We start from the raw sequence: 12,136 nt of genomic DNA, 5'->3' as shown, positions 1-12,136 counted from the left end.
TCGAACTGCCGGAACGAACTTTCCGATGCGAGACCTGTGGGTTTACTGCGGGTAGGGATTGGAACGCTGCCAGGGTGATCCTGGCTGTGGCAGAACGGGGCCACACTTGTGTTGACGACGTCAGACATGTGCGGCCTTCCTCCGGGTTGGTTGTGTGTGCGGTTTGAGCTTGGAATCCCCCGGCTTCAGCCGTGGGGAACCGTTAATCCTAGGAGAAGAGGCCTTGACCCCAGTACTCGCCTTCGGCGAGGCCCGGTGGGCAGGCGAAGAGGGCGGAACCGACGTGCTGAATGTATTCGTTCAGCCCGTCGTGCCGCGCCAGGTTTAGCTGCATCGGCACGAACTGTTCCTGCGGGTTGCGACAGTAGGCGATGAAGAAGAGTCCGGCATCGAGGTGGCCGAAACCGTCTGAGCCGTCGGTGAAGTTGTAACCGCGACGCAGAATCTGGATGCCGCCGAGTTCCTGCGCGGACGCCAGTCGGACATGGGCGTCGACAGGAATCACCGGGTCGTGCACCTTCTTGGAATCGAGGTCGAGTTCGTCGAACTCCGTGTTTCCGCTCAGTGGTGCGCCGCTGCCCTTGAACCGTCCGATCACGTTTTCCTGCTCGCCGAGAGCGATGCGGTCCCACTGTTCTATGAGCATGCGAATGCGCCTCGACACGAGGTAAGCGCCGCCGCCCATCCACTCCTGGTCGTCGCCCGGGTCCACCCACGCGTGGTCGTCGAGGACGCCGGGTTCCTCTGCCTTGATGTTGTTGGTTCCGCCCGTGAACCCGAACAGGTTTCGGGGCGTGTCCTGGGTCGTAGACGTCGACGATGTCCGGCCGAAACCTAGTTGTGACCACCGCACCGAGGCCGTTCCGAAGGCGACGCGGGCCAGGTTGCGGATCGCGTGCACCGCCACCTGTGGGTCGTTGGCGCACGCCTGGATAGCGATGTCGCCACCGCTGCGTGCCGGGTCGAGGTTGTCGGCAGGGAAATGCGGAAGCTCCTCGAGCGCCACAGGTTTCTTGGACGCCAACCCGAAGCGGTCGTGGAACAGGGACGGGCCGAACCCGATCGTGAGGGTCATCTGCGACGCCGCCAGCCCCAGCGCTTCACCGGTGTCACTCGGAGGAGCGTAGGTGCCCTCGCCGACGGCGCCGTTGGGGGTGGCCTCCGCGCCGACCGTCATCCGCTCGGCCATCTCGGTCCACTGCCTCAGCAATGCCTCGAGGTCAGCGCGGGAGTCCGTGGTGACGTCGAACGCGACGAAATGCATCCGGTCCTGCGCGGGCGTCACGATGCCGGCCTGATGCTCGCCGCGGAAGGCGACGACGTCGGCTTGTGTGGAGGACGACTCAGGGGCGGTGGCACGCCCGACGAGCGCACAGGTGCCGGCGAGGTCGGCGCCGGCCCCGACGGCGCCGAACAGTCGCCGTCGGGACATCCCCCAACGCTTGTCGATCGGGGTGGGGGCTTCGGTCGAACCGGCCGAATCTGTCATGACTATGCAAGCCTCAGCGGGCATTGTGCATTTCGTCACCCGCGGACTGTTTCCTCGTTGTGACCGGCACCGCGTGTGGGCCGTCTCTCGTGTCGAAAACGTGACCCGGTATGGATGATGGAGAGGTGCCCCGATACCCCCCGCGTCCGATGCGTAGTTCCCGACGGCCGCGGTCGCTGTTGGCTTTCCTCTCCGGAGCCATTGTCGTGGTTCTCGCCGGTGGTGCGTGCTCGCTGGACCGGCAGCCACGGATCGCCGTGCCCGACGGCATCCCTCCCGGGCCGGGTGTGACCATCCCGCCGATCGACATCAACGCACCGGGACGATCGGCAGACCAGCTGCAGGATTGGGCCGCCGGGTTTGCGGGGTCGATCGGTATCGGAATCACGGCCCTCGAGGCTTACGGCTACGCCGCAGCGGTAATGGCGGAGACCAACCCGGCATGCGGAATCGGGTGGACGACGATCGCCGGAATCGCCAGTGTGGAAAGTGGTCACGGCACTTTCGGGGGATCGACGGTCGGGTCTGACGGGCAAGTGACCCCGAAGATTCGGGGCATACCTCTCGACGGAAGGCCGGGTGTCGCGGAGATTCCCGACACGGACGGCGGGACTATGGACGGCGACACCGAGTACGACCGCGCCATGGGACCGCTCCAGTTCATCCCGGAGACGTGGAAGATATGGGGTGTGGATGCGAATGGTGACGGGGTGGCCGACCCCGACAACATCGACGACGCGTCGCTGACCGCCGCCCGGTATCTGTGCGCTCGCGGTGGTGACTTGACGACGCCGGAAGGGTGGCAGTTGGCTCTGCTGGCCTACAACCTGTCCGGCGAGTACCTCTCGTTGGTCCGCGATCGGGCTTCGGCGTATTCCGTGGGTGTTCGGCCGTAATCCTTCCGCGATCCTGTCATCACGGTCAGATCCAGCGGATGGGAACCCGAACGAGACTCTGGTCGATCGCCCTCGGCGGGGCGTGCCATCCCGCGCCGGTTTCGGAGTGCCGTTACGCTGTTTGCAGGCACGATCTGGTGTCCTGGCACTATCGGACCGGTCAGTGCGAAGCCCATAAAAGGAGAATCAGCCAGTGTCCATCATTGAGCAGGTCGGAGCCCGTGAGATCCTCGACTCCCGTGGCAACCCCACGGTGGAAGTCGAGGTTCTGCTCGACGACGGAAGTTTCGCTCGTGCGGCGGTTCCGTCGGGCGCATCCACCGGTGAGCACGAGGCCGTCGAGTTGCGTGATGGTGGCGACCGTTACGGCGGCAAGGGGGTCGAGAAGGCGGTCGAGGCCGTCCTGAGCGAGGTTGCTCCGGCGATCATCGGTATCGACGCCGCGGAGCAGCGTACCGTCGACCAGGCACTGTTGGATGCCGACGGCACCCCGGATAAGTCGCGTCTCGGCGCAAACGCACTGCTGGGAGCCTCTCTGGCTGTGGCACGTGCCGCCGCCGAGTCGTCCGGTCTCGACCTCTTCCGATACATCGGTGGCCCCAACGCACACGTGCTGCCCGTCCCGATGATGAACATCCTCAACGGTGGCGCACATGCCGACACGGGTGTCGACGTCCAGGAATTCATGGTGGCCCCCATCGGCGCCGTCACCTTCAGGGAGTCGCTGCGCTGGGGTACCGAGGTCTACCACGCCCTCAAGGCCGTGCTGAAGGAGAAGGGCCTGGCCACCGGGCTCGGCGACGAAGGCGGCTTCGCTCCGGACGTCGCGGGCACGAGGGAAGCCCTCGACCTGATCAGCTTGGCCATCGGTAAGACCGGCCTGGTCCTGGGAACCGATGTGGCGCTCGCACTGGACGTCGCTGCCACCGAGTTCTACACCAAGGGCACCGGCTACAAGTTCGAGGGTTCGGATCGAACGCCCGCGCAGATGGCGGATTTCTACTCTGAACTGATCGACGCGTACCCGCTCGTATCCATCGAGGACCCGCTGGACGAGGACGACTGGGACGGCTGGGTCGCCCTGACCGATCAGATCGGCAGCAAGATCCAGATCGTCGGCGACGACCTCTTCGTCACCAATCCGGAGCGTTTGGAGGAGGGCATCGTCAAGGGTGCCGCCAACGCGCTACTGGTGAAGGTCAACCAGATCGGCACTCTGACCGAGACCCTCGACGCCGTCGATCTCGCGCACCGCAACGGCTACAAGACCATGATGAGCCACCGCTCCGGCGAGACCGAGGACACCACCATCGCTGACCTCGCGGTGGCGGTGGGCAGTGGTCAGATCAAGACCGGTGCGCCGGCGCGCAGCGAGCGCGTGGCGAAGTACAACCAGCTTCTGCGTATCGAGGAGAACCTGGGCGACGCCGCCCGCTACGCAGGCGAGGTCGCCTTCCCTCGGTTCGCGTTCGAAGGCTGACGGTCGACGTAGGGGTGTGGGGTAGGTGGCACAGCGCGGTAGGCCGCGGCCGTCCGGAGCCAGTCCGGGTGGCCGCGGGTCTGGGCGTGGTGAACGGGCTCGTGGACGTCGTGCGGACGGTGCACCCGGTGGTCGCCGTTCCCGTACCACCACGTCGACGTCGACGGGACAGGCCGACGGCAAGCAGGATGCTGTCGCCGACACCGGCAAGGTGCTTTCCGGTCGTGCCCATCAGAGACGGTTGGGTACGACCGGGGCGGCGCGCAGTTCGCGACCTGCGCACACGATTCTCGGGTTGTCGACCAGCCAGGCACTGATCCTCGTGGTAGTCGTGCTGCTCCTCGCCCTCACGCTCGCGGTTCCACTGCGTACTTACCTCACCCAGCGTGGGGAAGCGGACCGTCTTGCGGCGGAACGGGTTCAACTCGAAGAAGACCTGAACGACCTGCAGATTCTCGAGGAGCGCTACTCCGATCCGGCCTACATAGCCGCGGAGGCTCGCGGTCGGCTCCGGTGGGTCAACCCCGGAGACACACCGTTCCAGGTGCAACTCCCCGGCGACTACAAGGAGCCGCCGAAGCCGGAGGAGAAGGATCCCGAGACGGCGGGCCCCTGGTACTCCGATCTGTGGAACACCATTTCAGAACCCCCGGCCGCACCGGAAGTGCAGCCGTCCCCGGCGCCACCAGAGGCGCCTCCGCCCGTACCGCCAGAACCAGGAGAACCCACCGGGTGACCACTTTGTCCGACCAGTCCAGCCCCGTGCAGCAGGAAGACCTCGACGCTGTCGCGGCCCAGTTGGGCCGTGAACCACGTGGGGTGCTCGAGATCGCCTATCGAAGTCCCGACGGCAGACCCGGCGTGGTGAAGACTGCGCCCAAACTTCCTGACGGCACACCGTTTCCGACGTTGTACTACCTCACGGACCCGCGGCTGACCGCGGAGGCCAGCAGGCAGGAGTCTGCGGGTGTGATGCGGGAGATGACCGAACGCCTTGCGCAGAATCCTGAACTCGCAGCCGCGTATCTGCGTGCCCACGAGTTGTATCTTGCCGAGCGCGATGCCATCGAGCCTCTCGGGACGGACTTCACCGGTGGAGGCATGCCCGAGCGCGTCAAATGCCTGCACGTGCTGATGGCTCATTCGCTCGCGAAGGGCCCGGGTATCAATCCGCTGGGCGACGAGTCGGTGGCCCTCGCTGCCTCGGCGGCGGGAGGGAAGTTGAGGGGCACAGCGATTCGCTCCGATTGGCCGGGCATCGACGACACCGAGAGCGCCGAACAGTGACCCGGGTAGCTGCCGTCGACTGCGGCACCAACTCCCTTCGACTGCTCATCGCCGACGTGGACGATCACGGCGCATTGCATGACGTGCGCCGTGAGATGTGCGTGGTCCGGCTCGGGCAGGGAGTGGACGCCACCGGGCGTTTGGCGCCCGAGGCGATCGAGCGCACGCGAATCGCGCTGAGTGAGTATGCCGGGATGATCGCAGAAGCCGGCGCCACCGCGGTCCGTATGGTTGCCACGTCCGCTACTCGCGACGCATCCAACCGGGAGGATTTCTTCTCGATGACTCGGGACGTGCTGGGGGCGGTGATCGTAGGAGCCGGAGCCGAGGTGATCACCGGCGACGAGGAAGCGCGGTTGTCGTTCACTGGCGCTGTCGGCGAACTGGATGCGGCGCAGGGCCCGTTCGTCGTCGTCGACCTCGGCGGCGGCTCCACGGAGGTTGTCCTGGGCGACGAATCTGGCGTCCACGCAGCGTTCTCCACCGACATCGGCTGCGTACGAATCACCGAACGTTGCCTCCACGACGACCCGCCCACGCGAGTCCAGATCGAAGAGGCTCGCGCGTTCGCTCAGGATCGCCTGGACGAGGCCTTCGCCCGGGTTCCGGTCGAGCAGGCCCACACCTGGGTGGGGGTTGCCGGAACGATGACCACGATCGCAGCTCTCGGCTTGGGGTTGCCGGAGTACGACGCCGAGCAGGTGCATCTCTCCCGCATCGCGTTCCCACGGTTGCGGGAGGTCTGTGAATCTCTGATCGCGATGGCTCACACCGACCGGGCGGCGCTCGGACCAATGCACCCGGGACGGGCCGACGTGATCGGCGGCGGTGCCATCGTGACTCTGGCATTGGCCGAGGCGTTGGAGAAGAAGGCCGGCATCGATCACCTCGTCGTGAGCGAGCACGACATACTCGACGGAATCGCATTGTCCATCGGCTGAGCCGTCGATCGGCTGAGCTATTGTGATCTGCGCACGGTCGCCGGTCCGACACACCGCGACCGACAGCCCCCATAGCCCAATTGGCAGAGGCAGCGGACTTAAAATCCGCACAGTGTCGGTTCGAGTCCGACTGGGGGCACTGCATCAACGCAGGTCAGCGAACTATTCGCAGCTCCGGTGAACTGCTCTCAGCTCCTTCGGTACGCAGTCGGTACGCAGCATCTAACGACTGAGCTACCGCGTCCAGATCGTCGGGGAACAGGTGGCCGTATCGGTCCAGCGTCAGCGTGGCCGTCTTATGCCCGAGCATCCGCTGTACAACCTTCACGTTCGCCCCGGCTGCGATGGCCAGCGACGCCGCCGTGTGACGCAGTTCGTGCGGCACGAGTCCAGACAGGTCGACCGTCTCCGCTGCCTTGTCGAACTGCCAGCGCAATTCCCCGAGCGGTAGGAATCCACCTGAACGTCCTGGGAACACCAGCTCGCCGCCCGCCTTGCGACTACGCCATCCTCCTGAAAGACCCAGACTCGCCGAGGGACATGCAACGAATCACTTTGGAACACATGGTTTCGTACGGCATACAGGGGGCTGACGAAGTGTCAGAACGGCACCTCAACCGTGGATCGATGTGCCGATGGTCGTGCGGCTCCGTTGTCAGCCCCGAGCCGCTAACGATGTCCACCAGAGTGGGGGTGGGTGGCAGTGACTTGGTCAGGTGGAAGCGCCTTGCTTCAAACACGGGGCCACTAGCGCATGCCTTTTTCTGCCAGCTCTTTCTTGAAGGCCTCGATCTCGGGAATACCGATAATCGTTTCCTCGAGCCAGGGGGACAGGCCGTGCATCACACTCGGATCCTGGTTGGCGCCGCCCTTACTGGCGATGTAGGCCGGATCGGAGACCAGGAAGGGGGCGGGCTCGAAGGCGGCCATACGCGTGACGATCTGCTGGGGCGTCACGTTGATGATCGTGAAGTCCTGGGTGATGAGCACCGGCCCGTCGTAGCCCGTGCGGATGCCATCGAGGATCGGCTGCGGGGTCCCTGGGGCGATCATCGAGTGGAAGCCCACGGCCAGACCCGGTTTCGTCGATTCGAAGACCTTCGCAGCGGCCTGTGGCGACGTGTGTTTGGTCCAGGCCACGATCTTTGCCATCTGCTCGGTCCAGCCCATATTTTCGACGTACATCTCAGGTGGGTTGAAGATCTCGTGGATGAGCACGTCAACGTCCTGACTGTGCTCGACGGTCAGGGTCGATGGCTCGCAGTCGCCAGCGAACACCATCGAGAGGCCGTTCCAGTCCAGGCGGTAACCCACGGCGCCGTCGATGCCGTGCGGGACGGGGAAGGACGTGACCTTGGCGCCTTTCCCGTCGTAGACGACCTGCGGTTCACCAAGATCGGCTTCGCTTCGAACCTCGCTGCCCGGCTGCGTTCATATCCACCCACATGACCCTGCCCGCGGTAGAACAGGGCACCATGAAGGTCGAAACCGAGTGGCATCGCGAGTTCGAGCTATCTGCACTCATGGCCGCGGAAGACCGTAGGTCCTTCCTCAGGGAGATCATCTCTGCGGCGGGGTCTACGTCCATTGTCCGATCTCGATAAGATAGCCGTCGGGGTCGCGTAGATAGCACCGTATCTCGCCCGTGCGGTCAAGGGGCTCGGTAAGAAATTGTGCCCCTTTAGATTTAGCGTCGGAGTAGAAGGTCGCAATGTCGGCCACCCGCACGTTCAAGAATGACGAGATCGGATCACCAGGCTCTGGGGGAGCCAGGATGACATCGGGTTTGTCCGGGGTCGGGCCACCGCCCGGGTTCATGATGATCCAACCGTTCGCGACCTTGACGATGGCCGGTTTCTCCTCGCGCACCACCCGACCGCCGAGGATGTCGGCGTAGAAATCGCGTGAGCGAACCACGTCTCGCACGGTCAGGAAATGTGTCAGTACCATCCCATGTTTTTCGGGAACAGGTAGGTCGCGTGGGTTGGTCATGATCCTCCTCGAACGAATCGGCGTTCCATGTGGTCCCCTCCCTTGCATTCTTGCAGTGAGCGCGAGTAGGGGTGAGGTGTTTCTGACTTAGCCGCAGAGATGGCGTAACAAATGATCCAACGCATGCCATGTCCTTGGATGGTGCTGGTGCTGGTGCTGGTGATGGTGCTGGTGTGGCGGTTGTAGTCGAGCCGGTGTTGCCGAGCACGGTCGAGACACCTGTCCCCAACACACCCGCCGCGGTTGCAGACCTGCCGCCATTGACGGCGAAGCGAAGTCGACCGCAGGGGCAAGAACCATGTCTATGCGTGCTGGTCGCGCTCGGTGTGCTCGGGGAAGGTCTCGACTTCCTCGCCCGTCCTGATTTCATCTAGCCGCGCTCGGAGGGGAGATTCTCGAGAAGTTGGGGGACGTTGCACATCCGCCAGATTCTCGACGTTCCGCAGCGCATCCGGGGCGTCTTGTCAGGTCAAAGTGGCGGTCGGTAGCGTGCGCGCATGCCACACATAGAGACTGCTGGTGCCCGAATCCATTACACGGATACCGGTGGGGATCTTCCGGTGATCATCTTCATGCACGGGTTCTTGCTCGACACAAGGTTTTTCGAGCATCAGGTGGCTGCGTTGTCATCGGGGTACCGGGTGATCTGCCTCGACGCCCGTGGCCATGGGCGCACTGTGGACTCGGGTTTTCCGTTCACGTTCTGGAATCAGGCCGATGATGTGCTGGCGATGATGGACGCACTCAGGATCGAGACAGCCATCCTGGGCGGCATGTCGCAGGGTGGTTTCACGGCTTTGCGTGTGGCTCTCACAGCTCCGCACCGGGTCGCCGGCCTCATCCTGATCGGGACGGACGGTGCTGCGTACACGCCACGACAGGTGGCCGAGTATCGGTTTGCGTTCGGACAGTGGGTCACTGAGCCGGTGGTCGATGATCTTGTGGTCACCCTCGCGGCCTCGATGATCGGTGGCACCCGCGACCAGCAGCAGGTGTGGATCGACCGATGGCGGGCTGATGATCGCACCCGGCTGGTGGAGGCGGTGGAATGTCTTCTCGGCCGGGACTCGATCGAGTCCGCGGTCGGCGCAATCACCTGTCCGGCACTCATCATCCGAGGCGGCGCCGACCAGGCCTTCTCCGATAGTGCCGTGGGGGCACTGCGCAGCCAACTCGGCGGCGAGACACAGCTCGAGACGATAGACGCCCCGCTCGCCTCCCATTCCGTGAATTGGACGCACCCAGAGCTCGTCACTCCTTTGATACAGGAGTGGCTGAAAACCGCCGCAGCATGATCTGATCTGCCATTCGGGTGGTCTTCAGCACGAAATCTACGACCCGGGCAGCGGGTTGCTGACCTATTCGGATAAGCGTGAGCACCCGGCTCGGTATCGGCCGGGGATGCTGACAGGTGCTAGGAGCGCCGGCTCATTCGCTCCCGACATAAGTCAATGCCCACAGTGGACTACCAAATGCCTGGACCAGGAGTTTCGAACCCACGGTTGCCGAACCGATGTTTCCGATATGCGGGCGGACTCCGCTGTAGGTTCCCAGCCATCCTTGCCCCTCATCGGGGCAACGCAGCGTCAGCGTCAATACTTCTCCGTCGTCGAGTCTGTGGCGATTGACGAATTCACCGCCGGCCAGCAACTGAAACACCTCGTCGACGCCCTTGCCGCTTGGTGCGGTATTCACGTGGAATCTGTCGAACCTGCTGTAGTCGATACCTTCCTGGACTTGATGTAGCTGGGGGTAGCCGTAGCCCTCATTGGTGACAAACGTAGTGAGGGAACCTCCCCCAGGAACTTCCGGCGCGCGCCCGGCCTGCGAGACGATCTGTAGCAACCGATCCATCGGGAGCAGGAAGTGCTCTTTGACGCGTTCGATTTCTGCCTCGTCGAGCATGGGTTTCGCCAGGAGGGCGCGTGTAGCCGCGTCTCGATTCCGCAGATCGAGTCGCCAGACACCGACGCCGATCTTCAGTAGTTCCGCGTTGATGTCCGGGAGTGTCTCGGGCTCGGCGCGGCGATCGGAGAATTTCAGCGATAGTCCTTTTTCCATGGAAATCACGAATTCGGTGTCACTTGGAATTTGCGCATCATGTCATAGTCTTCATGAGTGATGATGTGGCAATGCCAGACAAAAGTCCCCGGCCGGTCGAAATGGGCCACAAAACGGGTGACCTGTCCGGCCAGTGCCAGAGCAGTATCCTTCCTGCCCTGCTCGTTGGGTTGAGGCGAGACAGGGTCGCCCTTCAACCCGTGAAAATCGAGAGTTGCGCCTTGGAAGGTGCGATCCGGGTCATCCATGAATTGCTGGGTTCTATTGACGAGATCACCGTCGTATTCTTGACGGTTGACCACCTCGAACTGCACCTGATGAATATGCATAGGGTGCGCAGAACCGGTAGTGTTGTAGATTTCCCAAATCTCTGTGGAGTCCTGCGGGACGATCTCGGTAATTTCGTCCATATAGAATAACGATCCCGCTTCCATCGTGCCCATCAGCACCAGGGTTCTATCCATGTCGTCGTGGAGATTGAACAGCACAAGTTGTCTGACCGTTTGCGGATTGTCTCTGGGAAGCAGTTGGAGCGGCTCACGCAGCGAGACCGTGGGATTGAAGTTGACAGCCTGCACGTTCGATTGCGTAACTGCTTCGCCAATATCAAATCGCATCACCAAACCTGTTGATTCGGGATCGGCGATGGCGGCACGACCACCCATGCCATCTGTAATAACTCGATCGCCACCGTCGTTGTAGACCAGTTTCATGGAATTCTCCAGGTCATCCGGATCAACATACCCACGGAACGGCAATTCAGGGCCAAGGTTCTTCAGAACAATCTGCTGGCCGGCGCAACTGGTAAAGTCGACGACTATATCCATCCGTTCCGCCGGAGCGATCACCAGTTGGGTGAGCCGAACCGGAGAGTTCAAAAACCCACCGTCGGATCCGATCTGGAAGATATCCAGCCCGTTGTCGAACTCGAGAACATAACTTCGAGAGCTGGAGCCGTTGAGCAGTCGCAGACGGTACCTGTTCGGTTCAAGTTCCACTTTCGGCCAGGCCATACCGTTGACCAGAATATGAGTTCCGAAAAATTCATCGAGAACCGTCGGGTCCGGCCAATTATCGGCAATCTCTTTCTCAATGATGGGGTTTATAGGCTCACCGTGGCGGCCAGGATAGTAAAGGTTGCCACTGTCGTCGAATAGTGCATCGTGAATAACGATTTCGATCATGTGATCGTCATCGGGGATGATCGAGCCGCCAATTAGACGGTCTTCATTCGCGTCCTTTATGAGATACATTCCAGCCAGACCCGAATAAACGTTGAGGCGCGTCATACCCACCGTATGATCGTGATACCACAATCCGGCAGCTTCCTGCGTATTATCATACAGGTATTCGGGCTTGTCCCAGTCCGGTCCGGTCGTTTGGTAATCCTGCGTGTACCACGATTCTGGATTTCCGTCACTTTCTGGCTCGGTGTGGCCCCCGTGCAAGTGGATGACAACGGGTTTCTGCTCGATGAATTCTGCCGTGGAGTCGGGGAGGTGGGGAGTATGTAATGTCAAGTCTATTGGCAGAATGTACGGTTTATCATTGGGCAATTGATTCTGCCATTCGACCTGAAAATTTTCATTTGACCTGACAACAATGGTAGGTCCGGGTGACGTCACTTGACCTTGATGTTCAAATCCGTAAACGGTAGTCACCATCTCGCTGCCATCGGGCGCCCGCAACCCGTTCCACTGCCGGGTCTCCTTTATGGGTATCGTCAGGGCAGTGCCTGCTTCAGCATAAATTCTGGCCGGCATCGGAAGTAGATTACTGAACTTCTCCTGGGTTGCAGGATCCAACAGCGTTACGGGCGTTGCATTCCCACCATTTCCAGCTTCGTCGGTCGAGGTACTGCATCCCGCGATGCCGAGACCGACGAGGGCCCCGGTAGCGACTGACCCCTTCAAGAATGTCCGTCGTCCCACCATCGGATTTGCGGGTGCGAGTTTCAGCCTCTTTTTCATCTTGCGGTTTCTCCGAACCT

General features: G+C 62.2%; 12 protein-coding genes, 1 tRNA gene and 2 pseudogenes. 9 read left to right on the top strand and 6 right to left on the bottom strand.

What is annotated here, in order from left to right; all coding sequences use genetic code 11:
* Positions 1–5 precede the first annotated feature (5 nt).
* A complete protein-coding gene (locus tag RM2_RS25080) occupies positions 6–167 on the top strand; it encodes a zinc ribbon domain-containing protein (protein ID WP_245813766.1) in 162 nt (53 codons plus the stop codon).
* A 41-nt stretch (positions 168–208) separates the two neighbouring features.
* On the opposite strand, the gene efeB is transcribed toward RM2_RS25080, so the two are convergent.
* Positions 209–1,489 (bottom strand): iron uptake transporter deferrochelatase/peroxidase subunit, encoded by a 1,281-nt coding sequence (gene efeB, locus RM2_RS07115; protein ID WP_072688117.1) that lies wholly within the window; start codon positions 1,487–1,489, stop codon positions 209–211.
* 110 nt (positions 1,490–1,599) lie between these two features.
* On the opposite strand from efeB, the gene RM2_RS07110 reads away from it, so the two are divergent.
* The 6 genes from RM2_RS07110 (at position 1,600) to RM2_RS07085 (ending at position 6,232) form a co-directional block, all read left to right on the top strand.
* A complete protein-coding gene (locus RM2_RS07110) occupies positions 1,600–2,385 on the top strand; it encodes a lytic transglycosylase domain-containing protein (RefSeq protein WP_084721666.1) in 786 nt (261 codons plus the stop codon).
* Between the two features lie 193 nt (positions 2,386–2,578).
* Positions 2,579–3,865, top strand: a complete 1,287-nt coding sequence (eno, locus tag RM2_RS07105; RefSeq protein ID WP_072688116.1) for a phosphopyruvate hydratase — start codon at positions 2,579–2,581, stop codon at positions 3,863–3,865.
* 25 nt (positions 3,866–3,890) lie between these two features.
* Positions 3,891–4,601 (top strand): FtsB family cell division protein, encoded by a 711-nt coding sequence (locus RM2_RS07100; RefSeq protein WP_072688115.1) that lies wholly within the window; start codon positions 3,891–3,893, stop codon positions 4,599–4,601.
* Positions 4,598–5,152, top strand: a complete 555-nt coding sequence (locus tag RM2_RS07095) for a DUF501 domain-containing protein (RefSeq protein WP_072688114.1) — start codon at positions 4,598–4,600, stop codon at positions 5,150–5,152. The genes RM2_RS07100 and RM2_RS07095 overlap by 4 nt, the downstream gene beginning before the upstream one ends.
* Positions 5,149–6,093, top strand: coding sequence for a Ppx/GppA phosphatase family protein (locus RM2_RS07090; protein ID WP_072688113.1), 945 nt, complete (start codon positions 5,149–5,151; stop codon positions 6,091–6,093). Before RM2_RS07095 ends, RM2_RS07090 begins: the two co-directional genes overlap by 4 nt.
* Positions 6,094–6,158: 65 nt before the next feature.
* Positions 6,159–6,232: transfer RNA gene (locus tag RM2_RS07085), tRNA-Leu, on the top strand.
* A gap of 15 nt (positions 6,233–6,247) precedes the next feature.
* Here RM2_RS07085 and RM2_RS07080 read toward each other — a convergent pair.
* The 3 genes and pseudogenes from RM2_RS07080 to RM2_RS07070 all read right to left on the bottom strand — a co-directional run.
* Positions 6,248–6,574, bottom strand: a pseudogene (locus RM2_RS07080) (tyrosine-type recombinase/integrase); the annotation flags it as partial.
* Between the two features lie 266 nt (positions 6,575–6,840).
* Positions 6,841–7,437: pseudogene (locus RM2_RS07075) on the bottom strand (hypothetical protein); the annotation flags it as partial.
* Between the two features lie 234 nt (positions 7,438–7,671).
* The gene (locus RM2_RS07070; protein WP_072688111.1) at positions 7,672–8,085 is read right to left on the bottom strand and encodes a VOC family protein; all 414 of its coding nucleotides are present in this window, start codon (positions 8,083–8,085) and stop codon (positions 7,672–7,674) included.
* 173 nt (positions 8,086–8,258) lie between these two features.
* Between RM2_RS07070 and RM2_RS07065 the strand changes: the two genes are divergently transcribed.
* Entirely contained in the window at positions 8,259–8,459 is a 201-nt protein-coding gene (locus RM2_RS07065; protein ID WP_072688110.1) for a hypothetical protein, read from the top strand.
* Positions 8,460–8,582: 123 nt separating this feature from the next.
* Positions 8,583–9,380 (top strand): alpha/beta fold hydrolase, encoded by a 798-nt coding sequence (locus tag RM2_RS07060; protein WP_072688109.1) that lies wholly within the window; start codon positions 8,583–8,585, stop codon positions 9,378–9,380.
* 133 nt (positions 9,381–9,513) lie between these two features.
* On the opposite strand, the gene RM2_RS07055 is transcribed toward RM2_RS07060, so the two are convergent.
* Positions 9,514–10,155, bottom strand: a complete 642-nt coding sequence (locus RM2_RS07055) for a hypothetical protein (RefSeq protein WP_169846684.1) — start codon at positions 10,153–10,155, stop codon at positions 9,514–9,516.
* Complete coding sequence (locus RM2_RS07050; protein WP_084721664.1) at positions 10,152–12,116, bottom strand: multicopper oxidase domain-containing protein; 1,965 nt, start codon at positions 12,114–12,116, stop codon at positions 10,152–10,154. The genes RM2_RS07055 and RM2_RS07050 overlap by 4 nt, the downstream gene beginning before the upstream one ends.
* Positions 12,117–12,136 lie beyond the last annotated feature (20 nt).

It is taken from the genome of Rhodococcus marinonascens NBRC 14363, assembly GCF_001894885.1.
Classification (GTDB): Bacteria; Actinomycetota; Actinomycetes; order Mycobacteriales; family Mycobacteriaceae; genus Rhodococcus_F; species Rhodococcus_F marinonascens.
The sequence above is the reverse complement of the archived record's forward strand: the minus strand, read 5'-3'. Positions and strand labels throughout refer to the sequence as shown.

What these genes read in the sequence shown, in the direction of transcription:
- RM2_RS07070 (WP_072688111.1), bottom strand. Translation starts at nt 8,085, where the DNA reads ATGACCAACCCACGCGACCTACCTGTTCCCGAAAAACATGGGATGGTA.
- RM2_RS07110 (WP_084721666.1), top strand. Translation starts at nt 1,600, where the DNA reads ATGGATGATGGAGAGGTGCCCCGATACCCCCCGCGTCCGATGCGTAGT.
- efeB (WP_072688117.1), bottom strand. Translation starts at nt 1,489, where the DNA reads ATGACAGATTCGGCCGGTTCGACCGAAGCCCCCACCCCGATCGACAAG.
- RM2_RS07060 (WP_072688109.1), top strand. Translation starts at nt 8,583, where the DNA reads ATGCCACACATAGAGACTGCTGGTGCCCGAATCCATTACACGGATACC.
- RM2_RS07050 (WP_084721664.1), bottom strand. Translation starts at nt 12,116, where the DNA reads ATGAAAAAGAGGCTGAAACTCGCACCCGCAAATCCGATGGTGGGACGA.